This window comes from Rhodovulum sp. DZ06, assembly GCF_050586345.1.
Lineage (GTDB): Bacteria > Pseudomonadota > Alphaproteobacteria > Rhodobacterales > Rhodobacteraceae > JBOCEF01.
Genome location: NZ_JBOCEF010000036.1, coordinates 1 through 23,858 on the forward strand (window position 1 = coordinate 1; position 23,858 = coordinate 23,858).

Here is a 23,858-nt window from a genome sequence, read left to right on the forward strand (position 1 = left end):
CTGTCCCTGGCTCCAGTCCTCCTTTTTTCCCTCTTTGTGGTTTGGTTTTGGGGGCGGGGGCGGGGGGGGGGGGGGGGGGGGGGGGGGAGGGGGAAGGAAAACCCCCCCCCCCCCCCCCCCGCGGCCCCGCGCCTTCTTGACCCTCCCCGGCGCATCGCTTAGCTGACCCGCCATGACCCTGCGCCCGATCCTGATCCATCCCGATCCCCGCCTGAAGAAGGTCTGCGACCCGGTCGCGGCCGTGGACGACGATCTGCGCGCGCTGATCGACGACATGCTCGAGACGATGTACGACGCGCCCGGCGTCGGCCTCGCCGCCAGCCAGATCGGCGTGATGCAGCGCCTCTTCGTGATGGATTGCTCGGAGAAGGACGAGGCGCCGGAGCCGATGGCCCTGGTGAACCCCGAGATCGTCTGGACCTCCGAGGAGACCCGGGTGCACGAGGAAGGGTGCCTGTCGATCCCCGACATCTATGCCGACGTCACCCGCCCCGACCGGGTGCGGGTGCGCTGGCTCGACCGCGACGGGACGGAATGCGAGGGCGAGTTCGACGGGCTGCGCGCCACCTGCGCCCAGCACGAGATCGACCACCTCAACGGCAAGCTCTTCATCGACTATCTCGGCTCGATGAAGCGGCAGATGATCACCCAGAAGATGAAGAAGCTGAAGCGCGAGCGGGCCAAGCAGGGCGCCTGAGGCGCCGCCGCCGCAGCCGCGCCCGGGGGGAGGCCCGAGCCCCGTGTCGAACCCTCGCGACGACGATCCCTTCGCGCCCTTCCTGCGCTGGCCCGATCCGCGGCTGGCCACCTCCGGGTCCTTCGTGATCCGGGCGGACGCCGAGACGCGCGCGCAGCTGGCGCGGCTGGACGTCCTGCGCGCCGCCGCGGGGCTCGACGCGCTGGCCGGGCCGCAGGTGGGCCTGATGCGCCGCCTCGCGGTGATGAGCCTCGACGGGACGCCCGAGCCGATGCTGAACCCGCGCCTCGCCTGGGCCTCGCGCGACCGGATGGCGGCGACGGCGGCGTCCCCGAATTTCCCCGGCGTCTCCGGGGTGATCGAGCGGGCGGCGGTGGTGACCCTGTCCTGGACCGCGCCGGGGGGCGAGCTGCGCGAGAAGGTGCTGACCGGCGCCCGCGCCGCCGCCGCGCAAGGGATGATCGACGCGGTCGAGGGGCGGCCGCTGATCGACCTTCTGCCCGCGGCCGAGCGGCGCGCGGCGCTCGCCGCCCTCGCCCGCCGCGCCGCGCCGCGGGGGGCGGAGCGGGCGGCGCCCGCGCCAGGCGCGCCCCGGCCCGAAGCTGCCATGCCCGAAGCGCCCCGGCCCGAAGCGCCCCGGCCCGAAGCGCCGACGCCCGGGGCCCCTGCGCCCGCGCCCGCCGCACAGGAAGAACAAGGAGGCCCCGCCGCCATGCGCATCGTCTTCATGGGAACCCCGGATTTCTCCGTCTCCGCGCTCGACGCGCTGGTCGAGGCCGGGCACGAGATCGCCGCCGTCTATTCCCAGCCCCCGCGCCCGGCGGGCCGCGGCAAGAAACCCCGCCCGAGCCCCGTGCAGGCCCGCGCCGAGGCGCTGGGGCTGGAGGTCCGCCATCCCGTCTCGCTCAAGGGCGAGGAGGCGCAGGCCGCGTTCGCCGCGCTGGGCGCCGACCTCGCCGTCGTCGTGGCCTATGGGCTGATCCTGCCGCAGGCGGTGCTCGACGCGCCGCGGCTGGGCTGCGTGAACATCCATGCCTCGCTGCTGCCGCGCTGGCGCGGGGCGGCGCCGATCCAGCGCGCGATCATGGAAGGCGATGCCGAGACCGGCGTGTGCATCATGCGCATGGAGGCGGGGCTCGACACCGGCCCCGTCCTGCTGCGCGAGGCGACGCCGATCGGGGCCGAGGACACCGCCGCGACGCTGCATGACCGCCTCTCGGCCATGGGCGCGCGGATGGTGGTCGAGGCCGCGGCGGCGCTGGCGGACGGGACCGCGGTGGAAGAGGTCCAGCCCGAGGCGGGCGTCACCTACGCCGCCAAGATCGACAAGGCCGAGGCGAAGATCGACTGGACCCGCACGGCGGCGGAGGTCGACCGGCTGGTGCGCGGCCTCTCGCCCTTCCCGGGCGCCTGGTTCGAGCATGACGGCGCCCGGATCAAGGCGCTGCTGACCGAGGTGGTCGGCGGGGAGGGCGCGGGGACCGGCGCCCCGGGCGAGACCCTGGACGACGCGTTGACCGTGGCCTGCGGGACGGGCGCGGTGCGCATCCTGCGGCTGCAGCGGGCGGGCAAGGGCGCGATGGACGCCGCCGACGCGCTGCGCGGCCTGCCGATCCCCAGGGGCGCGACGCTGGGCTGAGGGCGCCTGGCGGCGCAGCCGCCTCGGGACGCGAACGGGGGCCTGTCCCCCTGAGCGGACCGAAGCCCACCCCACGCGGCATGCGGGCCACGTGCGGCCGGGCGCGGAGAGGGGCTGGCGCCCCCCGCGCGCCCGCCCGGCCGCGCCGCCTCATCCGTTTCGCTTCTGGTTGGGGTCCGCCCCGGCGCGGCGCCTGCAGGGGCCGCCGCCGCGCGCGGGCGCAAGGGTCAGTCCAGCTTGCGCAGCGCCTCTTTCACCGCGAAGGGCTTCATCGCATCGCCATGCGCGTCGATGAAGGCGCGCACCCGCTCCGGGTCATGGGCCGAGAGCGTGCGCAGCCACCAGCCGACCGCCTTCTGGATGAACCATTCCGGGTCCGGGGCCATCGACGCGGCCCAGCCGAGGGCGAGATCGCGCGCCGCAGCCTCGCCCGCGCCCGGATGGCGGGTCTTGGCGAAGGGCAGGGTGAAGACCAGCGCCGCGCGCCGGGACCAGAGGTGATCCGAGCCGACCAGCGGCGCCAGCGCCTCGATCCGCGACGGGTCGGCGGCGAGGCGGCGCTGCGCGGCCCCCGCCACGGCGTCGGCGATGGCCCAGCCGTCGAACTCCGGAACCCAGCCGAGGATCAGCGCCCAGGCGTCGCCGTCATCGCGGATCCGGGCCTGGGTGAGCAGCTTGGCCGCGGCGATGCGCGCCTCGAACACGCCCGTGTCCCACAGGTCGGCGGCGAGGGCGAGCCGGTCCGGCAGCGCGGGACGCCCGGCCGCCTCGGCCTCCGCCTCGATCCGCGCGCGCCAGTCGCGGGCCAGCTCGTCCAGATCGGGATTGGCGACCCCGAGGCAGAGCCGCCCGGTCTTGTGATAGCGCGCCATCTCGGCGCCCTTGCCGGGCAGGGCGCGGGCGCGGATCTGCTCCAGCGCCGCCTCTCCCGCCCTGGTGGCGGCGGGGCGGGGCGGGATCGGCACGGGCAGGAAATCGCCCTGGGGCTGGGCCTGCGGCGCGGCGTCGGTCCCGGCGGCCCGTTCGGCCCCCTGGGCCGCGGCGGCGTCGCGGCGCTGGGCGCGGGCCCTGGCGCGCAGGCGGCCGGGCTTGGCCCAGCCGGGCTTGCGCGCGGGCTTGCGGGGGGCCTCGGCCGCGTCGGGGGCCGTCCCGGGGGAGTCGATCCGGGGGGCGTCGTCATCCGCGAAGGCCGGGTCGATCGGCGCGCCGGCGGGGGCGGCGTCGTCCCAGCCCTTGCCGCGGGCGCCGCGGCGTCCCTTGCCGCGCCCCTTGACCGGATCATTGAAGGGCCCCTTGCCGAGCCCCTTTCCGGGCGCGCGCGCCGGGGCGCCGTCCGCGTTCCCGCCGGCGCCGCCCTTGCGGCCCGCGCGGGGCCTCTCGTCCTTCCCGCGGCTCACGCTTTGGGCGTCAGGATGATCTGGGTGGTGTGGTGGCCCTGCTTGCGCACGCCGTGCAGGCGGCCGTCCTCGATCCAGTATTCCACCTTGGCCGAGCCCTTGCGCACCCGCAGCCGCCCGTCCTCGCCGATCACGCCGCGGCGGGTGAAGGCGGTGGCGTCGGTGGAAAAGCCGGGGCCATGCGCGTCGAACAGGATCGCGTCGCCCGTCGGCTCGACCTTCAGAACGTAGAGGTCATGGCACACCGCGCCGCCCCATGCGCCGCCGCCCCAGGCCCCGAGGAACGCGCTCATGCGCTCCGGCAGGCTCTTGGCCGGCTTGGCGATCCGCAGCTTCTTGTAGGGATCGACGGTGTAGCAGTCGGGCTGGATCAGGCTCGCCTGAACCGGCGCCTTTCTGGCGGAAGGGCCGCAGCTGGCCAGCAGGGCGACGGCCGCAAGGGCCGCGCAGCTGCGCAGGATCGGTCCGGTCATGGGCGTCGTCTCCGAAACTGGGCGCGCGGGGGGCGCGGGACGCCGCGGCCGGGGTCGCCGGGCCGCGGATCCGTACACTGGTTTAATGCGTCGCAACCCGCCGTCCTGTCAACGGTGGAGGCGCGCGGGGGGCGCCCGCGCGCGGCTCTATTGCATTGCGGCGAAAGCGGTTTCGGGGGGCTCAGTCCGCTTCCTGCGCCTGCGCCTGCGCCCCTGCCTCCGCCCCTGCCTCCGCCTCCGCGCCGCGCGCCGCCGCCGCGATGGCCGCCTGCATCTCCTCGGCGCTCGCGCGCGGGCCGTGGGGATGCGACGCGCTCAGCCCCCCGTCCACGGCGATGGCCTGGCCGTTGATGTAGGAGCTCAGCGGCGAGGACAGGAACAGCGCCGTCGCCGCGATCTCCTCGGGCGCGCCGCCCCGGCGCAGGGGGTTGAGCGACCCCAGCCGCCCCTCGGCCCCCACCGCCCGCGCGTAGTCATAGATCGGGCGCGTCATCCCCGTCTCGATCAGCCCCGGGCAGATCGCGTTCACCCGCACGCCGGTCCCCGCCAGCTCCTGCGCGGCGGTCTGGGCCAGGTTGATCACCCCGGCCTTGGAGGCCGAGTAGCAGGCCGGACCCGCATTGGCCCGCAGCCCCGCGACCGAGGCGGTCAGCACGATCGCCCCGCCGCCCCGCGCCTCGATCCGCGGCGCCCCGTGCCGGATGGCCAGGAACGGGCCCACCAGGTTCACCCGCAGCACCTCGGCCCAGGTCTGCGCGGTCTGGTCGAACAGCCCGCGCACCCCGCCGGTGATCCCCGCATTGGCGAAGATGACGTCGAGCCCGCCATGATCCGCGCAGGCCGCGTCGACGGCCCCGATCACGTCGCCCTCGGCCCCCGCATCCATGCGCATCGCCCGCGCCGCGCCGCCCGCCGCGCGGATCTGCGCCGCGACCTCCTCGACCCCCTCGGCCAGGTCGCAGGCCAGCACCTGCGCCCCCGCCGCCGCATAGGCCAGCGCCGCCGCGCGCCCGATCCCCGAGGCCGCGCCGGTCACGATCACCGATTTGCCCGCGAGGGCCCAGTCCGCCGAGTTCATGATGGTTTCCTTTTTTCATGCCGGGCTGTTGCGGGGCTTCCGCAACGATTTGTTGAAAAACAACGACTTCTTCGCAGCCCGCGATTGACGGCGCCGCGCCCCGGGTCTAAGTCCTGATCATGTCCAGGGTTTCCGATCCTCCCGCCACGGCCGCGGAGTCCGGCCGTTTCCAGCGCAAGCGGGCCGAGATCGTGCGCGCCGCCTCGGGGCTGATCGCCGACCGCGGGCTGCAGGGCCTGACCCTGGCCGCCGCGGCCGAGGCGGCGGGGCTCAAGACCACCTCCGTCACCTATTACTTCCGCCGCAAGGACCTGCTGGCCGAGGCCGCGCTCGACGCCGCGCTCGACCGCCAGCATCTCGTGATCGAGGCGGCGGGCGCCGAGGCGACCCCGCGCGCGCGGCTCGGGGCGATGGTGTCGGGCGTGCTCGCCGCCCATGCCGAGGCGCGCCGGGGCGGCGAGGGGCTGGCCCCGATCCTGTCGGACATCCGCTCGATGGAGGAAGACGCGGCCGCGCGGCTGAGCGCGCGCTATCGCGGGCTGGTCAACCGGGTCGCGGATTTCTTCGGCCCGCGCCGGGCGCCGGCCGAGCGGGCTGTGGACCTGGCGCGCGCGCAGGCGTTGATGGAGTGCATGCACTGGCTGCGCGCCTGGCTGCCGCGCTATGCGCTGTCGGATTTCCCGCGGGTCGAGGCGCGGCTGCTGGCGCTGTTCGAGACCGGCTTCGCCCCGGCGGGTGCGGCCTGGGACCCGGCGCCGCTGGACGTGGGCCCCGAGGGGGCGGGCGCGGGGGCCGAGATCGACCGCGACGCCTACCTGCGCGCCGCCGCGCAGCTTCTGAACGAGCGCGGCTATCGCGGCGCCTCGGTGGAGCGGATCGCGGCGCGGCTCAACGTCTCCAAGGGCAGCTTCTACCACCATCTCGACGCCAAGGACGATCTGGTGATGGACTGCTTCGCGCAGAGCTATGAGCGGCTGAGCCGCGCGCAGCGCCTCGCCATCGACGCGCCGGCGCCGGATTTCCAGGCGCGGCTGGCCTCCTGCATCAACGCGCTCTTGCAGGTGCAGTTCTCGGGGGCGCACCCGCTGCTGCGCACCACCGCGATGCAGGCGCTGCCCTCCGAGCTGCGCCCGAAGGTGGTGGCCCGCTCGGACCGCGCGGCGCTGCGCTTCGCGGGGATGATGATCGACGGCATCGCCGAGGGCTCGGTGCGGCCGGTGGACCCGCTGATCGCCTCGCAATGCGTGATGGCGCTGCTGAACGGGGCGGTGGATTTCCGCGTCTGGGCCGACCATCGCGAGAGCCCGGCCGAGGCCGCGCGCCTGTTCGCGGCGCCGCTGCGCACCGGGTTCTTCACCGACCCGCCGGGGGGCTGAGGCCGCCCGCCTCGCCGCCTTCATTGCGCGGCGACCCCCGCCGCGTCCGGCGCGCCCCCGCGCCGCTGCGCGTCCGGCAGCGTCACCGGGTCCGGCCCCCGAGAGAAATCCAGCGTGCCGTCATCGGGCCGCCCCCGGCCGATGGCCTTGCGGTCGTGGAAATAGTCCTGCTCGTGCACCCAGGGGGCGGCGGCGCCCATCTTCGGCATCCGGTCCATCGCCCGCAGGAAGTAACCGGCGAGGAACTTGGGCTTCAGGTCCTTGCCGGCGATGTCCTCGGCCGTCGCGCGCGGCGTGACCTGGGCGTAGCCCTGCGCGTCCATGAACCCCAGCAGGCGGCAGGCGAAGGCGGCCACCAGGTCCAGCTTCAGCGTCCAGGAGGCGTTGGTGTAGCCGGTGAAATACACGAAATTCGGCAGGTTCGCGTACATGAAGCCCTTGTAGATCAGCGTCTCGCCCATCTCGACCGGCTGGCCGTCCACCACGATCTCCATGCCGCCCACGGGCAAGAGCTCCAGCCCCGTGGCGGTGACGATGATGTCGGCCTGGATCTCCGCGCCGTCGGCCATGCGCAGGCCGGTTTCGGTGAAGCGTTCGATCTCGCCGGTCACGATCGAGCATTTCCCGGCCTTCAGGCTCTCGAAGAAATCCCCGTCGGGGACGGCGCAGATGCGCTGCTGGCCGGGCCAGTAGGAGGGGGTGAAATGCCTGCGCCAGTCCACCGCGTCGCCCAGCGCCGCGCCCACCCGCTCCACCATCACCCGCTTGGCGCGGGGCACGTCCTTCATCACCCAGCGGCGGCGCAGCAGCCCCTGCAGGATCACCTTCCAGCGGGTCAGGTGATAGGCCCAGGTCGCGGGCAGGACCCGGCGCAGGGCGTTGCCGACCGCGTCCTCGGACGGGCGGTTCACCACGTAGGTCGGCGAGCGCTGGACCTGCACGACATGCGCCGCCGTCTCGGCCAGCGCGGGCGTCAGCGTCACCGCCGTGGCGCCCGAGCCGATCAGCGCCACGCGCTTGCCGGTCACGTCCAGCCCCTCGGGCCAGAACTGCGGATGCACCTTGATCCCGGCATAGTCGTCATAGCCGGGCCAGTCGGGCAGGTGGCCGCGCTCGTGGTCGTAATACCCGGCGGCGGAGAACAGGAACCGGCAGGTCAGCGCCTCCGCCCCCTCCGGCCCGCGGATCGACAGGGTCCAGCGCAGCGCCTCGGACGACCATTCGGCCCGCAGCACCTTGCGCCCATAGCGGATGCGCGGGCCGAGGCCGCCTTCGCGGGCCGTCTCCTCGATATAGGACAGGATCGCGGGGCCGTCGGCGATGGCCTTGGCGTCGGTCCAGGGTTTGAAGGCGTAGCCCATGGTGTGCATGTCGCTGTCCGAGCGGATGCCGGGATAGCGGAACTGGGTCCAGGTGCCGCCCATGCGCGGCTTCGCCTCGAGGATCACGAAGGACTTGCCGGGATGGGCGGCCTGCAGGTGGCGCGCGGCGCCGATGCCCGACAGGCCCGCGCCGATGATCGCGACGTCATGGTCGGGGGGCGGAAGCTGTTCGGTCATGTGCATACCCAATGTTCGAATCGCTGACCCCAGCCTAGCGGAACCCGTGGGTATCTCAAATTTTGAATCCAATAATTCGGGATTCTCCGCCTGCCCGGGCCGGGGTGGCGCGCGGCGCTGAGCAAACCTAATGTTCTGAAATCAGCGCGCCGCCCGCCCCGGGTCACGGCCGGGGCGGGCGGCGCGCGTCACCCGTCCAGCGGGTGATGACAGGCCAGGGCGCGCCCCGGCCCGACCGCGCGCAGCGGGGGAACCTGCCGCGCGCAGACCTCGCTCGCCCGCGGGCAGCGGGTGCGGAACCGGCAGCCCGAGGGCGGATCCAGCGCCGAGGGCCGCTCCGCCGGCCGCGCCGCGCGCGCCGGCGCCGGCGCGTCGGGGTCCGGCGGCGGCGCGGCCGAGAGCAGCAGCTGGGTGTAGGGATGCAGCGGCGCGCGCCAGATCTCCCCGGCCCCCGCCACCTCGCAGAGCATGCCGAGATGCATCACCGCCACCCGGTCCGAGACATGCTTCACCACCGCGAGGTCATGGCTGATGAACAACATGCTCAGCCCGAATTCCTGCTTCAGCCCTTCGAGCAGGTTGAGGATCTGCGCCTGCACCGAGACGTCGAGCGCCGAGACCGCCTCGTCGCAGACCAGCAGCTCGGGCCCGGTCATCAGCGCCCGGGCGATGGAGATGCGCTGGCACTGCCCGCCCGAAAATTCATACGGGCGGCGGGGCAGGGCGTCGGCGGGGTCGAGGCCGACCTTCTCCAGCATCGCCGCCGCCCGGGCGATGCGCGCGGCCTTGTCCCCCGCCCGCGCGATCTCCAGCGGCGCGCACAGGATCTCCTGCACGCTGCGGCGCGGGTTCAGCGACGCGATCGGGTCCTGGAAGATCATCTGGAACCGGGCGCGGGCGGCGCGCAGCCCGGCGCGGTCGAGCGCGCCCAGCGCCGCGCCCCCCAGCACCACCCGCCCGCGCGTCGGCGGCGGCAGCTGCATCACCGCCCGCGCGGCCGAGGACTTGCCGCAGCCGCTCTCGCCCACCAGGCCCAGCGTCTCGCCCCGGCGCAGATCGAGGCTCAGGTCGGTGACCGCGTGGACGAGGCGGCGTCCGGGCAGGCGATGCTCGACGCTGACCGCTTCGAGCGACAGCAGGATCCCGGGATCGGGGTGGTCGAGGCTCATGCAATGTCCTCCGGCAGGGGCGTGCGGCAGGCGCAGGCCCGGCCGGCCCCGAGGGGCGCGAGCGGCGGAACCCCCTCGGCGCAGGCGGGCGCGGCATGGGCGCAGCGGGGCGCGAAGGCGCAGCCCGGCGGCGGGGCGACGAGGCTCGGCGGGCGGCCCGGGATGGCGTCGAGCCGCCGGTGGGGCGGATCGTCCAGCCGCGGGATCGAGGCGAGCAGCGCCGCCGAATAGGGATGGCGCGGGGCGCGGAACAGGGGGGGCGCCGCCGCCCGCTCGACGATCCGCCCTGCATACATCACCGCCACCTCGTCGGCGCAGCGGGCCACCACGCCCATGTCATGGGTGATGAGGATCATCGCCATGTTCCGCTCCCGCTGCAGGCGGGCGAGCAGGTCGAGGATCTCGGCCTGCACGGTGACGTCGAGCGCGGTGGTCGGCTCATCCGCGATCAGCAGCTTCGGTTCCGCGGCCAGCGCGATGGCGATGGCCGCGCGCTGGCGCATCCCGCCCGAAAGCTGGTGCGGGTGCTGGCGCGCGCGCAGGGCCGGTTGCGGCAGGCCGACCTGGTCCAGCAGCTCCTCGGTCCGCGCCTGCGCCGCCCGCCCGCGCAGCCCGAGATGCCGCGACAGCACCTCGCGCACCTGGGCGCCCACGGTCATGACGGGGTTCAGCGCGGTCATCGGGTCCTGGAACACCATCGACGCGCCGGGCCCGCGCCAGCGGCGCAGGGCGCGCTCGGGCAGGGCGGTCACCTCCGTCCCGTCGAAACCGACGCGCGAGGCGGCGGAGATCAGCGCCGTCGGCGGCAGCAGGCGCATCAGCGCCCGGGCCAGCACGGATTTGCCCGAGCCGCTCTCGCCCACCAGCCCCAGCGTGCGGCCGCGCGCCAGCGACAGGTCCACCCCCTGCACCGCGCGGATCATCCCGTGGGGCGCTGCGAAGGACACCCGCATGTCGCGGACCTCGAGCAGCGCCTCCTGCGCCGCGGGGCGGTCGGTCATCGCGCCGTCCATCAGATCGCTCCCGCCCGGTCGCCCGCCAGCCGCCGCCGCACCGCGTCGCCGACGAGGTTGAAGCTCAGCACCGTCAGGAACATCGCCGCGGTGGGGATCAGCGCGATATGGGGCGCGCTTTCCAGCAGCTCCCGCCCCTCGGCGATCATCCCGCCCCAGCTCGGCGTCGGCGCGCGCACCGAGAGGCCGAGGAAGGACAGCGCCCCCTCGATCACGATGGCGATGGGGATGTCCACCAGCACGAAGGCGGTCATCGGCCAGGTGATGTTGGGCAGGATCTCCCGCGTCATGATCCGCAGGTCCGAGGCGCCCATGGCCCGCGCCGCGGTCACGAACTCCGCCCCCGCCCAGCGGATCGTCGCCGCCCGCGCGATCCGCGCGGCGGTGGGGATGAAGAGCAGCCCCAGCGACAGGCACACCATCCACAAGGACCCGCCGAACAGGGCCGAGAACAGCAGCAGGATCACCAGTCCCGGGATCGCCAGCCAGGCGTCGACCGCGACGCCCACCACCTCGTCGATCCAGCCGCGGAAATACCCCGCCGCGATGCCGAGGATCAGCCCCAGCCCCACCCCGATGGCCGGGGCGGCGAGGCCGACGGTCAGCGACACCCGCGCCCCCCACACGAGGCGCGAGAGCAGGTCGCGCCCGAGATGATCGGTCCCGAGCACGTGGCCCTCGGTCCCCGGCGCCGCCGCGATGGCCATCCAGTCGATCTGGTCGGCGGGCGCAAGGCCCAGCCAGGGCGCCGCCAGCGCCAGCCCGGCGACCAGCGCCAGCCAGCAGAGCGGCGCCCAGAAGGCGGGGCCGAGCCGCGCCGCGCGGAGCTGCGCGGCCACGGCGGCGGCCTCGGCGCGGGCGTCGATGGCTGCCGCCTCGGCCGCGGAAACGGCGGCGAAATCGGCGGGGTCGGCGGCGGGCGTGGCCGGGGCGGCGGGGTCACGGCCCGCCCCCCGGCCCGCGGCGCCCGCCGCTCCCCCCCTCCCGGCTGCGCCGGGTCCAGCGCCCGGACCGGATGCGCTCAGTTCAGCCATGGGCGGCCTCCGTCCGGGTGCGCGGGTCGAGCCAGGCGTAGGCGAGGTCCACGAGGAAATTCGCCGCCACGAAAACCACTGCGAACAGCGTCACGCAGCCCTGGATCATCACGAAATCACGGGTGTTCACGGCATGGATCAGCAGCCGCCCGATGCCGGGAATGCCGAAGATCTGCTCGATGATGATGGCGCCGCCCATCAGCCGCGCCGCCTGCAGGCCCAGCACCGTGATCATCGAGAAGCTCGAGGGCCGCAGCGCGTGGACCAGCAGGATGCGCGCGTCGCTCATCCCCTTGGCGCGGGCGAGGGCGATATAGGTCTCCTGCAACACGCCGATCATCTCGGCCCGCAGGGTGCGCATCAGCACCGTCCACTCCACCAGCGCCAGCGACAGCGCCGGAAGGATCATCGCCCGCAGGTTCGCCCAAGGGTCCTCGGCGAAGGGCGTGTAGCCGGTGGCCGGCAGCCAGCCGAGCGTCAGCGAGAACAGGAAGATCAGCAGGATCCCGGTCATGAAGGAGGGCATCGAGACCGAGGCGAAGGCGGCCCCGCCGATCGCCCGATCCCAGCGCCCGCCGGGGCGGCGCGCGCTGGCCAGCGCCGCCGGAACCGCCATCCCCAGCGCCATCAGCTGCGCCAGGAGCATGAGTTCGAGCGACGCGGGCAGGCGGCCCATCACCGCCTCGAACACGTCCTCGCCATTCAAGGGCGAGACCCCCCAGTCCCCCCGCAGCGCGTCCCAGGCCCAGGCGGCGTAGCGCACGGGCACGGGACGGTCGAGGCCGAGATCCTCGCGGATCGCCTGCACCTCGGCCTCGGAGCTGTTGAGCCCCGCCATCTGGTACGCGACGTCGCCGGGCAGCACGCTCGCCAGCACGAATGTGGCGAAGGTGACGGCCAGCAGCACCACGGCCAGGCGACGGGCGCGCAGGATCAGGCGGCGCATGGGGCGGCTCCGATGGTCGCTCGGGCGGCTGCTCGGGCGGCTGCGGCGGGCAGGGTCATTCCGCCAGCCAGGCGCGGGTCACGTCCACCACGCCCCGGCGCGGCGCGGGGATGCCCCGGACCGGCTTGCGCGAGAAGGCGTAGTAGCTCCCGCCCCCGCGGAACAGCATCTGCCCGTCGGCATTGATCTTCGCCGAGATCTCGCATTGCAGGTCCAGCCGCGCCTCCCGCGTCGGGGCCGTGCGCATCTTCAGCGCCAGCGCGTCGAGCTCAGGGTCGTTGAAGCCGGTCAGGTTGTAGGGCGACTTGGAATGCACCCCGGCGAAGAGCTGCGGGCCCATGTCGAGCCCGTCCGCCAGCCGCCAGCCCGAGATGTCGTAGTCGCGCTTGAACACCCGCGCGACCAGCGTCGACTGGTCCACGGGCTGAAGCTCCAGCGTCATGCCCACCTGCTTGAGCATCTGCTGCATCAGCTCGCCCAGCTCCCGCCCGCGCGGCGTCGCGGTGTGGATCATGCTCAGCGAGACGGGCTTGCCATACTCGGCCAGCAGCGCCTTGGCCTTGCCCGGGTCATAGGCGCGGTAATCGGCGTCGCCGCAGTCCTTCAGCCCCACCAGCGGGTGCCTGACCACCGGCCGCGTGTCCCGCCACGAGATTTTCACCAGCGCGTCCTGGTTCCAGGCATGGGCGATGGCGGCGCGCACGCGCGGGTCCGACAGGTGCGGGTTGCGCGCGTTCAAGAGCAGCGTCTCGCCCCCGGCGCCGAGCGCGTGGTGGGTGTTCAGCGCCGGGTCCTTGGCGGCGTCGAGGATGGTGGCCCCGCGGTCGGTCCAGATCAGGTCCACCTCGCCCGATTTCAGCGAGGCGTAGCGCGTCTGCGTGTCGGGCAGGATGCGGAAGGTGATGCCGTCGAGATGGATCGCGTCCTTGTCCCAGTAGTCCTCGAACCGCTCCACCACGATCCGGTCGCCGCTGTCCCAGCGCACGAACCTGAACGGCCCGGTGCCGACGGGATGGCGGTTCTGGGTGCCGGCCTCGACCGCCTCCTGCGCCGGGATCGGCCCGGACATCGAGGTGGTGGCGAGATACGGGAGCAGCGCCGCCCAGGGATGCTTGAGGTGGAAGCGCACGGTCAGCGCGTCCACCGCCTCCACCCGCTCGATCGAGGTCAGGAAGAAGCGCGAGCGCGACTGCATCGCCGGGTCGAGGATGCGGTTGTAGTGATGCGCGACGTCCGAGGCGTCGAAGCTCGAGCCGTCGTGGTATTTCACGCCCTCCCGCAGGGTGAAGGTCCAGGTCCTGCCGTCCTCGGAGGCCTCCCAGGCGGTGGCGAGGAGGGGGCGGAACTCGCCCGCCTCGTAGTCATAGCGCAGCAGCGGCTCCTCGATGGCGCGGGCGACGATCTCCCCGGTCGGGCCGAACACGCCGCCGGCGACGGTGTCGAAGCCGCGCACGTCGGTCTCCACCGCCACGGTCAGCGCGCCGCCCTTGCGGGGGCTCTCGGCCCAGGCGGGGGCGGCGGCGAGCAGCGCGGCGAGGGCGGCGGCGCCGAGCGCGGCGCGCGGGCGGCGGCGGGGCAGGCGGGCGTCGGTGTGCATGGCGGATCCTCCCGAAGATGTCGCGGCCCGATCTTGCGCCGGGCTCGCGGGCATCATCGCTGCAAGCTTGCATCCTGTGAATACCCGTTTTTCGAAATTTGCATGGCGGAAGTGATTTTCGCAGTGCATTCGCGGCATGGGTTCCCTCATCCCGCTGGCGGAGCGGGGGAAATGCGGTCACTTTTTCCCGCGTTCAGGCTGGTTTAAGGTGGGTTTTGCTGCGATGCGGCAGCGTCGGGAGGGCGCGCAGGCGCGCGACGTGCGGCGGTCTCCTATGGGTTCCAAATGGGAATGCCATACCCGAGATTCGGAAAAGTGCGGCGCGGAGGCGGCGCAACGCGAACGCCCCGCGCCATGGGGCGCGGGGCGTCGGTCTGCTCCGGGCTGGGACGGAAGACGGGGCGGCGGGTTATTCCACCGTCACCGATTTCGCCAGGTTGCGCGGCTGGTCCACGTCCTTCCCGAGCTCCGCCGCCGCGTAATAGGCCAGCAGCTGCGCAGGCACGGCATAGACCACCGGCGCGATCAGCGGATCGCATTCGGGCATCTCGACCGAGGCGGCGATCCCGTCGCCGCCCTCGGCCACCCCCGCGGCATCGGCGATCAGCACCACCTTGCCGCCGCGGGCCATCACCTCCTGCATGTTCGACACGGTCTTCTCGAACAGCGCGTCGCGCGGGGCCATGACGACCACGGGCACGGCGGGGTCGACCAGCGCGATGGGCCCGTGCTTCATCTCTCCGGCGGCGTAACCCTCGGCGTGGATATAGCTGATTTCCTTGAGCTTCAGCGCCCCCTCCAGCGCCATCGGGAACATCGCCCCGCGGCCCAGGTACAGCACGTCGCGGGCGCGGGCGATCTCCCGCGCCGCCTTCTCCATCGCCGGGGCGGCGGCGAGGGCGGCGGAGATCAGCCGCGGCGCCTCGCACAAATGGCCGACGAGCCGCGCCTCTTCCGCCGCGTCGATCACCCCGCGCTTGCGGCCCGCGAGGATGGCGAGCGACGCGAGCGTCAGCAGCTGGCAGGTGAAGGCCTTGGTCGAGGCGACGCCGATCTCCGGCCCCGCCAGGATCGGCAGCACCACGCCGGATTCGCGGGCGATGGAGCTTTCGGGCACGTTGACCACGCCGATCACGTGGCGCACGTGCTGGGCGGCGAAGCGCAGGGCGGCGAGGGTGTCCGCCGTCTCGCCCGACTGGCTGACGAACAGCGCCGCGTCGCGGTCCGAGAGCGGCGGCTCGCGGTAGCGGAACTCGGAGGCCACGTCGATCTCGACCGGGATGCGGGCGAATTTCTCGAACCACCACTTGGCCACGGCGCAGGCGTAATAGGCGGTGCCGCAGGCGACCATGACGATGCGGTCGATCTCGTTGAAATCGATCTCCTCCGCCTCGTTCTCCACCCGCTGGCGGTCGGCCGAGAGGTGGTGCCCGAGCGTGTATCCCGACACGGTCGGCTGCTCGTAGATCTCCTTGGCCATGAAGTGCTTGTGCTCGCCCTTCTCGACCAGCGCGGCGGAGACGTCGACGCGCTTGACGGGGCGGTTCGCGATCACCCCGTCCTCGTTCCAGATGGTGACCCCTTCGCGGGTCAGCACCGCGCGGTCGCCTTCCTCGAGGTAGCTGATGCGGGCGGTGAGCGGCGCCAGCGCGAGGGCGTCGGAGCCGACGAACATCTCCCCCTCGCCATAGCCGATGGCGAGCGGCGAGCCGCGGCGGGCGGCGACCATCAGGTCCGGCTCTCCGTCGAACAGGAAGCACAGCGCGAAGGCGCCGCGCAGCCGGTCGATGGCGGCGAAGGCGGCGTCCTTGGGCGCAAGGCCCTTGTCGAGGAAATCGGCCGTCAGGTGGACGATGGTCTCGGTGTCGGTCTGGGTGGCGAAGCGGTGGCCGCGGGATTCGAGCTCGGCGCGCAGCTCGCGGAAATTCTCGATGATGCCGTTATGCACGACCGCGACGCGGGCGGCGGCATGGGGATGCGCGTTCGCCTCGGTCGGGGCGCCATGCGTGGCCCAGCGGGTGTGGCCGATGCCCGAGGCGCCGTCGATGGGGTTGGCGTCGAGGACGGCGGCGAGGGCGTCGAGCTTGCCCACCGCGCGGCGCCGGTCGAGGCGCCCGTCATGGATCGTGGCGACGCCGGCGCTGTCATAGCCGCGGTATTCCAGCCGGCGCAGCGCGTCCACGAGGAGCGGGGCCGCCGGGCGGGTTCCAAGGATGCCGATGATGCCGCACATGGCGTTCTCTCCTGCAGGCTCGGACGCGCGCGGGGGCGGGTCCGGGATCGGTGCGCCGCGCCCGGCAAAGGGCGGCGGCGGGGGCGGTCTGCGTGCCGGGCGGGCGGCCCGTCGGGGCATCGAGCCCCTCGGCCCGCGCGCGGCCGGGGCCGCGCGGCGCGGCCCCCCGGCGGCGCGCCCCGGTGGGTGCGCCTCAGTGGGTGCGCTGGGCTTTCTTGCGCGCCAGCATCTGCCGCAGGCGCGTGGCGCGGCCGGGCAGGGCGGTCTGGCGGGCGCGGGACAGGGCCAGCGCCTCCGCCTCCACGTCCGCGGTGATGGTCGACCCGGCGGCCACGGTGGCGTCGTCGCCGATCTTCACCGGGGCGACCAGCGCCGAATTCGAGCCGATGAAGGCCCGCGCCCCGATCTCGGTCCGGTGCTTGAGGTAGCCGTCATAATTGCAGGTGATGGTCCCGGCGCCGATGTTCGACCCCGCGCCCACATCCGCATCCCCGAGATAGCTCAGGTGGTTGGCCTTGGCCCCGTCGCCGAGGGTGGTGTTCTTGATCTCGACGAAGTTGCCGACATGGGCCTCGGCGCCGATCTCGGCCCCCGGGCGCAGGCGGGCATAGGGGCCGACGACGGCGCCGCGGGACACGTGGCAGCCCTCGAGGTGGCAGAAGGCGCGCACGGTCGCCTCGGTCTCCACCGTCACGCCGGGACCGAAGACCACGTTCTGCTCGACCAGCGCGTCGCGGCCGATCCAGGTGTCATGGCTGAAGAACACCGTGTCGGGGGCGAGCAGCGTCACCCCGTTCTCCAGCGCCTCCGCCCTGCGGCGGGCCTGGAAGGCGGCCTCGGCGGCGGCGAGATCGGCGCGCGAGTTCACGCCCAGCGTCTCCGCCTCGGGGCAGGTGACGACGGCGCAGGGCAGGCCGTCTTCACGGGCCAGTCCGACGATGTCCGTGAGGTAATACTCGCCATTGGCGTTGTCGTTGCCGACCCGGTCGATCAGCGGCATCAGGCGCGCGGCATCGACCATCATCACGCCGGAATTGCACAGGGTGACGGCGCGCTCGGCGTCGCTGGCGTCCTTCGCCTCGACGATGCGCGCCAGGGCGCCGTCTTCGCCCAGGATCAGCCGCCCGTAGCCGCCGGGAATCGCGGCCTCGAAGCCCAGCACCACCACCGCGGCGCCCTCCGCGCGCGCGGCCTGCATCGCCGCCAGCGTCTCGGGGCGGATCAGCGGCGTATCGGCATAGAGGATCACCGCGTCGCCCTCGGCCCCCGCCAGCGCCTCGCGCGCGGCGGCGACGGCATGGGCGGTGCCGAGGCGCTCGGTCTGCTCGGCGATCGCTGCATCCTCGCGGGCCTCGCGCGCGGCGGCGGCGACCTGCGCGGCGCCGTGGCCGACCACCACGCAGAGCCGGTCGGGCGAGAGGCTCTCGGCCGTCTCCATCACGTGGGCCAGCATCGGGGCGCCGCCGACCTGGTGCAGCGCCTTGGGCAGATCGGACTTCATGCGCGATCCGACGCCCGCCGCAAGGATCACGGCGGCGGCGGGGCGGGTGGGGTTCGTCATCGTGGCGCCCTTGTTCTGGGTCCCGGGAGGCTTCGCCCGGCTGCTCGGCGGTATGGGGCGGGGGGCTGTGTCGCCCGGTTCTCCTCGACCCTCGGTCAACGCTCGGTTAACACCCTCGTGTATAGCGCCGGCATGCGGCGGCTGAAAGGCGCGCCGCGATCAGATTTCATGTCGGAACGTGACAGCACGGACAGACGGCACGGACAGACGGCACGGGCAGGAGGAACGGCATGGGCGAGCTGCGGCGCGGGGCGATCTTCGATCTCGACGGCACGCTGGTGGACAGCAGCGCGGACCTGATCGCGGCGGCCAACGCGGCGCTGGCCCGCGGCGGCTTCGCGGGGCGGCTGGACCCGGGCCCGGACGCCGGCGTCTCGGGCCGCGGCGGGCGGGCGATGCTGCGGCTGGGCCTGGCGCGGTCGGGCCTGGCCGGGGCGGAGGCGCTGGAGGTGGTGGAGGCGCTCTACCCCCCCTTCCTGCTCGACTATGACGGGATGCTGGCCGACCGGACCCGGCTGTTCCCGGGCGTCGAGGCGTGCTTCGACACGCTCGAGGCCTCCGGCTGGGCGCTGGCGATCTGCACCAACAAGCCCGAGGGGCTGGCGCGCAAGCTGCTCTCCGCCCTCGGGGTGCTGGACCGCTTCGCGGCGGTTCTGGGCGCCGACACGCTGCCGGTGCGCAAGCCCGACCCCGAGCATCTGCACGAGACGATCCGGCGCGCGGGGGCGGCCCCCGGCGCCTCGGTGCTGGTCGGGGACACGGTCACGGACCGCGAGACGGCGCGCAGGGCGGGGGCGCCCTCGGTGCTGATGGATTTCGGGCTGTCCGCAGACGATCCGCACGCGCTGAAACCGGCGGCGGTGGTCACGGATTTCGGCGCCCTCGCGGGGGTGCTGGAGGGGCTGGTTCCGCGGAAATGAGGCGGGGTGAAAAAAGCCTCTTGACCCCCCTCGCGCAGCCCCATAAAAGCCCCCTCACCGGGCGGTTAGCTCAGTTGGTAGAGCACAGTGTTCACATCGCTGGGGTCACTGGTTCGAATCCAGTACCGCCCACCACCATCGCCAAGCGGCTGATATTCGAAAGTAATTTCGAACCGCCGCTGGACCGGGCCGCAAGGCCGATGGTCCCCGGGTTGAAGGCCGCACCGCAGGGCGCGGCCTTTTTCCGTTGCGCGCACACGCCCGCCGCAAGCGCCCCGCCGCGGCTGCGCCATGCCCTTCGCGGGCGCTCCGCTTCCCGGCGCGGCGGCGGGCGGTCGAGCGGGGGCTTCACGCCCCCCGAGACCGCCCGCATCGCCCCTCACGCGCCCTCGTAGAGCGCCCTCAGGCGTCCCAGGCCACCGGCATCTCCAGCGGCCCGCGGAACGCCCAGCCGCCGAGCCGCACGGGCCCGTCCAGCCGCAGCCCCTTCAGCCGCTCGAAGATCATCGGCAGCGCCACCTCGGCGATCAGCGTGCGCGAGATCCACGCCCCGGCGCAGAAATGCGGCCCCGCGCCGAAGCCGATGGACGCCGCGTTGTCGCGGCTGATGTCAAACACCTCCGGCCGCTCGAACACGTCCTCGTCCCGGTTGGCCGAGCCGAACATCAGGAACACCCGCTGCTCCGGCGTCAGGGTGATTCCGTGCAGGTCGAATTCCTTCGCGATCCGCCGCGGGGACATGCCGATCGGCGGCTCCCAGCGCACGTATTCCTCGAAGGCGTTCAGCCAGGTCGCCTCCCCGGCCTCGATCTTCGCCAGCTGCTCGGGATGCGTCAGCAGCGCCCAGATCGTGCCCGCGATCACGTCCCGCGGCTCGTTCTGCCCGCCCGAGATCGCCAGCTTCACGTTGGCCTTGATCTGCTCCTCCGGCAGCCCCGCCTCCATCTGCACCGAGATCAGCGAGGCGTCGGGCGCGCCGCGCAATTGCGCCATCCGCTCCTCCACAGCCTTGTCCAGCATCGCGGTGGCGCGGTGACAGCGGGCCTCGACGCCCGCGTCCCCGGCATAATTGGCGCAGCCGTCGATCATCGCCTGGCTGCCTTCGTCCATCTCCTGCCAGGAGATCTGCGTCAGGCCCGTCACCGCCTTCAGCGCCTCGCCCGAGATCCGCTTGGCGATCCCCTGCGCCATGTCCCCGCGGCCCAGCGGCGCCACGTCGTCCAGCGCCGCCGCGGTCTGCGCCTCGAACTGCGCGCGCCAGGTGTCGCGCACCGTGCGCGGCGAGATGGTGGGGAAGATGGCCTTGCGCTCGGCCATGTGCTCCGCGCCGTCCTTGCGCATCAGGTTGCGGCCCATGAGCTTCGTCATCAGCCCGTCGGGCTGGTCCGAGGAGAACACCTCGATGATCTTCTCGCACCGGAACACGTCCGCGCGGCGGGTCAGCAGGATGGCGTCGAGCTCGGGGACATAGGCCACCGGCGCCTCGGCGCGCATCTTCGCAAGATCGGGATAGGGGTCCTCCCAGAACCGTTTCGGGTCGATGGAATAGGTCGGGGCTGCAGTCATCTCATCCTCCCAGATGTCGGGAGGAATGGAGCCACGCGCGTGATGACTTGTCAACACGCATGGGGCGGGGCCGCGCCCGGAACCGCGGCGCCCCGGAACGCAGAACGGCCGCGGCGGGGTCTCCGCCGCGGCCGTCCGCGAAGCGTCGGGGCAGGGCCCTCAGCTGGTCATGTCGTCCCAGAAGCTCTTGACCTTGCTGAAGAAATCCTGGTGACGCGGAGAGTTGTCGCGCGCCTCCGCCTCGAATTCCTTCAACAGCTCCTTCTGCCGCGCGGTCAGGTTCACCGGGGTCTCGACCGCCAGTTCCAGGTAGAGGTCGCCATGGCGCGAGCCCTGGAGCGACGGCATCCCCTTCTCGCGCAGGCGCAGCTGCTTGCCGGCCTGGGCGCCCGCGGGCACCTTCACGCGGGACCGGCCGCCGTCGATCAGCGGCGTCTCGATTTCCCCGCCGAGCGCGGCGGTGGTCATCGGCACCGGGATGCGGCAGTGCAGGTCCGGCCCGTCGCGTTCGAAGATCGGGTGCTCGGCCACCTCGATGAAGATGTAGAGGTCCCCGGGCGCGCCGCCCTGCAGCCCCGCCTCGCCCTCGCCCGCCAGCCGGATCCGGGTGCCGGTGTCGACGCCCGCCGGGATGTTGACCGAGAGGGTCCGGTCCTTCTGCACCCGGCCCGCGCCCGCGCAGGCGCCGCAGGGGTTCTTGATGACCTGGCCGCGGCCGTGACAGGTCGGGCAGGTGCGCTCCACCGTCAGGAAGGCCTGCTGCGCGCGCACTTTCCCGAGGCCCGCGCAGGTGGGGCAGGTGGCGGGCTCGGCGCCGCCCTCGGCGCCGGTGCCGTTGCACACCTCGCAGCGCGCCGAGGTCGGCACGTTGAGCTGCGCGGTCTTGCCCGCATACGCCTCCTCCAGCGTCACGCGCAGGTTGTAGCGCAGGTCCGACCCGCGCCGCCCGCGCCCGCCGCGCTGGCCGCGGCCGCCGCCGCGCCCGCCCATGAAATCGCCGAACAGGTCGTCGAACACGTCCGAGAAGGCCGAGGCGAAATCCGCCCCCTGCGCGCCCTGGCCGGGCCGCGGGCCGCCGCCCATCCCGTTCTCGAACGCGGCATGGCCGAACTGGTCATAGGCCGCCTTCTTCTGCGGGTCCTTGAGCACGTCATACGCCTCGTTCACCGCCTTGAACTTGTCGGCGGCGGTCGGGTCGTCGGGATGCCGGTCGGGGTGAAGCTCCTTGGCCTTCTTGCGGTACGCCTTCTTCAGCGCGTCCGCATCCGCGCCGCGCTCGACCCCGAGAAGCTCGTAGTAGTCCTGTTTGTCCATCTTCTGCCTCTGTCAGTCCGTCGCCCGAGACCGGGCGGAAGCGCCGACGGCGCCGCGTGCGCGGCGCAATGCGTCTGGCGGAATCGCGTGGATGCGGCGACAACCGGGGCGCCTGCGGGGCCCCGCCCCTTCCGCGCCGCCCTCGGGGAAGGACCCCCGGGGACGGAAAAACCTTTCATTCGTCCGCCCGCGCCGCCGGGCGGCGCAGGAGGAGCCCAGCCGATGACCGACGCCGCGCGCCTGCCGATCTCGGCCTATATCCGCACCCTGAACGAGGAACGGATGATCGCCGAGGTCGTCCGCGCCGCATCCGCGGTGGCGGACGAGGTGATCGTGGTCGACAGCGGCTCGACCGACGCCACCCGCGACCTGGCCCGGGCCGAGGGCGCGACCGTGATCGACCAGCCCTGGCTCGGCAACGGCTTCCAGAAGCGCGCCGGCGAGGAGGCCGCGCGCAACGACTGGCTGCTGGACCTCGACGCGGACGAGATCGTCAGCGAAGAGCTCGCCGCCTCGATCCGCGCCCTGTTCGCGAACGGCGCCCCCGAGGGGCCGGTTTACGCGCTCGATCTGTGTCTGCAACCCCCCGGGCGCAAGCTCTGGCGCGACTTCTTCAACGTGCCGCGCGCCAAGCTCTATGACCGCCGCCGGCTGCGGATGCCCGAGCACAAGGCCTGGGACCAGCTCCAGGGCCTGAAACCCTCGGCGCTGACGCTGCTGGACGGGCCGCTGATCCATCACGGCTTCGCCGATTTCAAGCAGGTCGTGACCAAGATGAACTCGGTCAGCTCGGTCCGCGCGCGCGAGGCGAAGATGAAGCCGCTCTGGCAGCTGCGGCTGCGGCTGGTCTTCGGCTTCCCGGCCTATTTCTTCAAGCAGTACATCGGCAAGAAGGGCTGGAAGGGCGGCATGTACGGCTTCGCGCTCTGCGCGATCCTGTCGCTCGCGCGCTGGCTGCGCGACGCCAAGATGTACGAGGCGCAGACCGACCCGCGCAACAGGGGCTGAGGAGCGGGCGGGGGCGGTCATGCCGCGTCCTCCGCCGCACCGCGCGCCCGGGCCAGCAGCGCGTCGATCCGCGCGGGCCAGAGCTGCGCGCGCGCATGCTCCCGCGCCGCATCGCCAAGACGCGCGCGCAGGGCCGGGTCGGTGCACAGCTTGGCCAGCGCCCCCGACACCGCCTCCTGCGAGGTGCCGTCGACCACCAGCCCCGTGCGCCCGTCGAGCACCGCCTCCGGCGCGCCGCCCTCGGCCCCGCAGATCGCGGGCGCGCCCTCGAGCCCGGCCTCGAGATACGAGATCCCGAAGCCCTCGCGCTGGCGCCCGTCGCGGCGGCCGGGCTGCATGAACACCTCGGCGGCGCGCAGCAGCGCCGTCTTGCGGGCGCCGTCGACGCGCCCCAGGAACCGCACCCGCGCCCCGAGGTCGGCGGCCTTGGCCTGCCCCTCCAGCCGCTCGCGGTCCGGGCCGTCCCCGGCGATGACCAGCGTGCCCTCGGGGCCCGCCGCCAGCGCGGCGATGGACATGTCGAGACCCTTGAGCGGGATCAGCCGGCACAGCGCCAGCAGCCGCGGGGCGGGGCCGGTCCACTGCGCCCCGGCCCAGGCCATGTCCTCGGCCGTCGGCTCGGGCAGGGGCCAGACGGGGGGCGGGGCGATGATCACCTCGGGCGCGTCGCCGCCCGTCGGCAGGCAGGGCGCCAGCCGCGCGGCGGTGTCCGAGGAGACGGCGAAGATCACGTCCGCGCGGCGCAGCGCCTCGCGCACCCGCGCGATCTTGCGGCCCGTCTCGGGGTATTCGTTGCCATGGGCGAAGATCGCCCGGCGCGCGCCCGGCGGGCGGCGCAGCGGCAGGTGCTCGATGCTTTTCCAGCTGTCGGCGAAGAGAAGGCCGTCCGCCTCGGGGCCCGCGCCCGGGGCGGCCTCGATCCGCGCGGCGCGGCGGGCCTTGAGGCGGCGGCGCAGCGGGCGCAGGCCGCGGAAGCGCTGCACCTCGAACGGGGCCGCGGCGTCGAAGGCGGCGTCGCCCTTGCGGGCGTCGGCGAGCACGCGCACGGGGATCCCCGCGGCCGCGGCATGGGCCGCGAGGCCGTGCATCAGGTCCTCGATGCCGCCGGAGGCGGGCGGGAAGGCCTGGGCGGAGATCAGCATGGCGGGCGGCGCTCCGGTGGTCAGGGGCGCGCGGCGCGGCGGTCCGGCAGGGGCCGGGCGCAGGGCGGCGGCGCGGGGGGAAAGACGGGCGGAAAGGCGGGCGGTCGGGAAGGCGGGCGGGGCAAGGCGGCGGGCG

19 protein-coding genes, 1 tRNA gene and 1 pseudogene are annotated in these 23,858 nt (G+C 73.5%); 7 read left to right on the forward strand and 14 right to left on the reverse strand.

What is annotated here, in order from left to right; all coding sequences use genetic code 11:
- The first annotated feature begins 172 nt into the window (after positions 1-172).
- The 3 genes and pseudogenes from def to fmt all read left to right on the forward strand — a co-directional run bounded on the left by def (position 173) and on the right by fmt (position 2,336).
- A complete protein-coding gene (def, locus tag ACQ5SO_RS14955; RefSeq protein ID WP_430942422.1) occupies positions 173-697 on the forward strand; it encodes a peptide deformylase in 525 nt (174 codons plus the stop codon).
- 43 nt (positions 698-740) lie between these two features.
- Positions 741-1,190, forward strand: a pseudogene (locus tag ACQ5SO_RS14960) (peptide deformylase); the annotation flags it as partial.
- 219 nt (positions 1,191-1,409) lie between these two features.
- A complete protein-coding gene (gene fmt / locus ACQ5SO_RS14965) occupies positions 1,410-2,336 on the forward strand; it encodes a methionyl-tRNA formyltransferase (RefSeq protein WP_430942464.1) in 927 nt (308 codons plus the stop codon).
- Positions 2,337-2,563: 227 nt separating this feature from the next.
- Here the strand turns inward: fmt and ACQ5SO_RS14970 are convergent, their stop codons facing one another.
- From ACQ5SO_RS14970 to ACQ5SO_RS14980, 3 genes are all read right to left on the reverse strand, one after another.
- Positions 2,564-3,733: a DNA alkylation repair protein gene (locus ACQ5SO_RS14970; RefSeq protein WP_430942423.1), complete on the reverse strand. Its 1,170-nt coding sequence runs from the start codon at positions 3,731-3,733 to the stop codon at positions 2,564-2,566.
- A complete protein-coding gene (locus ACQ5SO_RS14975; protein ID WP_430942424.1) occupies positions 3,730-4,206 on the reverse strand; it encodes a hypothetical protein in 477 nt (158 codons plus the stop codon). The genes ACQ5SO_RS14970 and ACQ5SO_RS14975 overlap by 4 nt, the downstream gene beginning before the upstream one ends.
- Positions 4,207-4,387: 181 nt before the next feature.
- A complete protein-coding gene (locus ACQ5SO_RS14980) occupies positions 4,388-5,284 on the reverse strand; it encodes an SDR family NAD(P)-dependent oxidoreductase (protein ID WP_430942425.1) in 897 nt (298 codons plus the stop codon).
- A gap of 119 nt (positions 5,285-5,403) precedes the next feature.
- Between ACQ5SO_RS14980 and ACQ5SO_RS14985 the strand changes: the two genes are divergently transcribed.
- On the forward strand, positions 5,404-6,660 hold the full coding sequence (locus tag ACQ5SO_RS14985) for a TetR/AcrR family transcriptional regulator (protein WP_430942426.1): 1,257 nt from the start codon (positions 5,404-5,406) through the stop codon (positions 6,658-6,660).
- Between the two features lie 20 nt (positions 6,661-6,680).
- Here ACQ5SO_RS14985 and ACQ5SO_RS14990 read toward each other — a convergent pair whose 3' ends face one another.
- The 8 genes from ACQ5SO_RS14990 to glmU form a co-directional block, all read right to left on the reverse strand.
- On the reverse strand, positions 6,681-8,225 hold the full coding sequence (locus tag ACQ5SO_RS14990; RefSeq protein ID WP_430942427.1) for a flavin-containing monooxygenase: 1,545 nt from the start codon (positions 8,223-8,225) through the stop codon (positions 6,681-6,683).
- Between the two features lie 182 nt (positions 8,226-8,407).
- Complete coding sequence (locus ACQ5SO_RS14995) at positions 8,408-9,388, reverse strand: oligopeptide/dipeptide ABC transporter ATP-binding protein (protein WP_430942428.1); 981 nt, start codon at positions 9,386-9,388, stop codon at positions 8,408-8,410.
- Complete coding sequence (locus tag ACQ5SO_RS15000; RefSeq protein ID WP_430942429.1) at positions 9,385-10,401, reverse strand: ABC transporter ATP-binding protein; 1,017 nt, start codon at positions 10,399-10,401, stop codon at positions 9,385-9,387. The genes ACQ5SO_RS14995 and ACQ5SO_RS15000 overlap by 4 nt, the downstream gene beginning before the upstream one ends.
- Positions 10,401-11,435, reverse strand: coding sequence for an ABC transporter permease (locus ACQ5SO_RS15005; protein WP_430942430.1), 1,035 nt, complete (start codon positions 11,433-11,435; stop codon positions 10,401-10,403). Before ACQ5SO_RS15005 ends, ACQ5SO_RS15000 begins: the two co-directional genes overlap by 1 nt.
- A complete protein-coding gene (locus tag ACQ5SO_RS15010) occupies positions 11,428-12,381 on the reverse strand; it encodes an ABC transporter permease (RefSeq protein WP_430942431.1) in 954 nt (317 codons plus the stop codon). Before ACQ5SO_RS15010 ends, ACQ5SO_RS15005 begins: the two co-directional genes overlap by 8 nt.
- 55 nt (positions 12,382-12,436) lie before the next feature.
- Positions 12,437-13,978 carry an ABC transporter substrate-binding protein gene (locus ACQ5SO_RS15015; RefSeq protein WP_430942432.1) on the reverse strand — a complete coding sequence of 514 codons (1,542 nt, stop codon included), beginning with the start codon at positions 13,976-13,978 and terminating at the stop codon, positions 12,437-12,439.
- A gap of 409 nt (positions 13,979-14,387) precedes the next feature.
- Complete coding sequence (gene glmS, locus ACQ5SO_RS15020; RefSeq protein WP_430942433.1) at positions 14,388-16,211, reverse strand: glutamine--fructose-6-phosphate transaminase (isomerizing); 1,824 nt, start codon at positions 16,209-16,211, stop codon at positions 14,388-14,390.
- Positions 16,212-16,404: 193 nt separating this feature from the next.
- Complete coding sequence (glmU, locus tag ACQ5SO_RS15025) at positions 16,405-17,772, reverse strand: bifunctional UDP-N-acetylglucosamine diphosphorylase/glucosamine-1-phosphate N-acetyltransferase GlmU (RefSeq protein ID WP_430942434.1); 1,368 nt, start codon at positions 17,770-17,772, stop codon at positions 16,405-16,407.
- 230 nt (positions 17,773-18,002) lie between these two features.
- Between glmU and ACQ5SO_RS15030 the strand changes: the two genes are divergently transcribed.
- The gene (locus tag ACQ5SO_RS15030; protein WP_430942435.1) at positions 18,003-18,692 is read left to right on the forward strand and encodes an HAD-IA family hydrolase; all 690 of its coding nucleotides are present in this window, start codon (positions 18,003-18,005) and stop codon (positions 18,690-18,692) included.
- A 59-nt stretch (positions 18,693-18,751) separates the two neighbouring features.
- Positions 18,752-18,827 (forward strand) — tRNA-Val (locus ACQ5SO_RS15035).
- A gap of 267 nt (positions 18,828-19,094) precedes the next feature.
- Here ACQ5SO_RS15035 and ACQ5SO_RS15040 read toward each other — a convergent pair.
- Together ACQ5SO_RS15040 and dnaJ are read right to left on the reverse strand one after the other, a co-directional pair.
- The gene (locus ACQ5SO_RS15040) at positions 19,095-20,258 is read right to left on the reverse strand and encodes a cytochrome P450 (RefSeq protein ID WP_430942436.1); all 1,164 of its coding nucleotides are present in this window, start codon (positions 20,256-20,258) and stop codon (positions 19,095-19,097) included.
- Positions 20,259-20,417: 159 nt separating this feature from the next.
- The gene (dnaJ, locus tag ACQ5SO_RS15045; RefSeq protein ID WP_430942437.1) at positions 20,418-21,572 is read right to left on the reverse strand and encodes a molecular chaperone DnaJ; all 1,155 of its coding nucleotides are present in this window, start codon (positions 21,570-21,572) and stop codon (positions 20,418-20,420) included.
- Positions 21,573-21,794: 222 nt separating this feature from the next.
- Between dnaJ and ACQ5SO_RS15050 the strand changes: the two genes are divergently transcribed.
- A complete protein-coding gene (locus tag ACQ5SO_RS15050) occupies positions 21,795-22,580 on the forward strand; it encodes a glycosyltransferase family 2 protein (RefSeq protein ID WP_430942438.1) in 786 nt (261 codons plus the stop codon).
- A gap of 17 nt (positions 22,581-22,597) precedes the next feature.
- On the opposite strand, the gene ACQ5SO_RS15055 is transcribed toward ACQ5SO_RS15050, so the two are convergent.
- Positions 22,598-23,722: a glycosyltransferase family 4 protein gene (locus ACQ5SO_RS15055; RefSeq protein WP_430942439.1), complete on the reverse strand. Its 1,125-nt coding sequence runs from the start codon at positions 23,720-23,722 to the stop codon at positions 22,598-22,600.
- Positions 23,723-23,858 lie beyond the last annotated feature (136 nt).

Excerpts from the sequence above, each read along its gene's own strand:
- def (WP_430942422.1), top strand. The coding sequence starts at position 173 with ATGACCCTGCGCCCGATCCTGATCCATCCCGATCCCCGCCTGAAGAAG.
- fmt (WP_430942464.1), top strand. The coding sequence starts at position 1,410 with ATGCGCATCGTCTTCATGGGAACCCCGGATTTCTCCGTCTCCGCGCTC.
- ACQ5SO_RS14975 (WP_430942424.1), bottom strand. The coding sequence starts at position 4,206 with ATGACCGGACCGATCCTGCGCAGCTGCGCGGCCCTTGCGGCCGTCGCC.
- ACQ5SO_RS14980 (WP_430942425.1), bottom strand. The coding sequence starts at position 5,284 with ATGAACTCGGCGGACTGGGCCCTCGCGGGCAAATCGGTGATCGTGACC.
- ACQ5SO_RS14985 (WP_430942426.1), top strand. The coding sequence starts at position 5,404 with ATGTCCAGGGTTTCCGATCCTCCCGCCACGGCCGCGGAGTCCGGCCGT.
- ACQ5SO_RS14990 (WP_430942427.1), bottom strand. The coding sequence starts at position 8,225 with ATGCACATGACCGAACAGCTTCCGCCCCCCGACCATGACGTCGCGATC.
- ACQ5SO_RS14995 (WP_430942428.1), bottom strand. The coding sequence starts at position 9,388 with ATGAGCCTCGACCACCCCGATCCCGGGATCCTGCTGTCGCTCGAAGCG.
- ACQ5SO_RS15000 (WP_430942429.1), bottom strand. The coding sequence starts at position 10,401 with ATGGACGGCGCGATGACCGACCGCCCCGCGGCGCAGGAGGCGCTGCTC.
- ACQ5SO_RS15005 (WP_430942430.1), bottom strand. The coding sequence starts at position 11,435 with ATGGCTGAACTGAGCGCATCCGGTCCGGGCGCTGGACCCGGCGCAGCC.
- ACQ5SO_RS15010 (WP_430942431.1), bottom strand. The coding sequence starts at position 12,381 with ATGCGCCGCCTGATCCTGCGCGCCCGTCGCCTGGCCGTGGTGCTGCTG.
- ACQ5SO_RS15015 (WP_430942432.1), bottom strand. The coding sequence starts at position 13,978 with ATGCACACCGACGCCCGCCTGCCCCGCCGCCGCCCGCGCGCCGCGCTC.
- glmS (WP_430942433.1), bottom strand. The coding sequence starts at position 16,211 with ATGTGCGGCATCATCGGCATCCTTGGAACCCGCCCGGCGGCCCCGCTC.
- glmU (WP_430942434.1), bottom strand. The coding sequence starts at position 17,772 with ATGACGAACCCCACCCGCCCCGCCGCCGCCGTGATCCTTGCGGCGGGC.
- ACQ5SO_RS15030 (WP_430942435.1), top strand. The coding sequence starts at position 18,003 with ATGGGCGAGCTGCGGCGCGGGGCGATCTTCGATCTCGACGGCACGCTG.
- ACQ5SO_RS15040 (WP_430942436.1), bottom strand. The coding sequence starts at position 20,258 with ATGACTGCAGCCCCGACCTATTCCATCGACCCGAAACGGTTCTGGGAG.
- dnaJ (WP_430942437.1), bottom strand. The coding sequence starts at position 21,572 with ATGGACAAACAGGACTACTACGAGCTTCTCGGGGTCGAGCGCGGCGCG.
- ACQ5SO_RS15050 (WP_430942438.1), top strand. The coding sequence starts at position 21,795 with ATGACCGACGCCGCGCGCCTGCCGATCTCGGCCTATATCCGCACCCTG.
- ACQ5SO_RS15055 (WP_430942439.1), bottom strand. The coding sequence starts at position 23,722 with ATGCTGATCTCCGCCCAGGCCTTCCCGCCCGCCTCCGGCGGCATCGAG.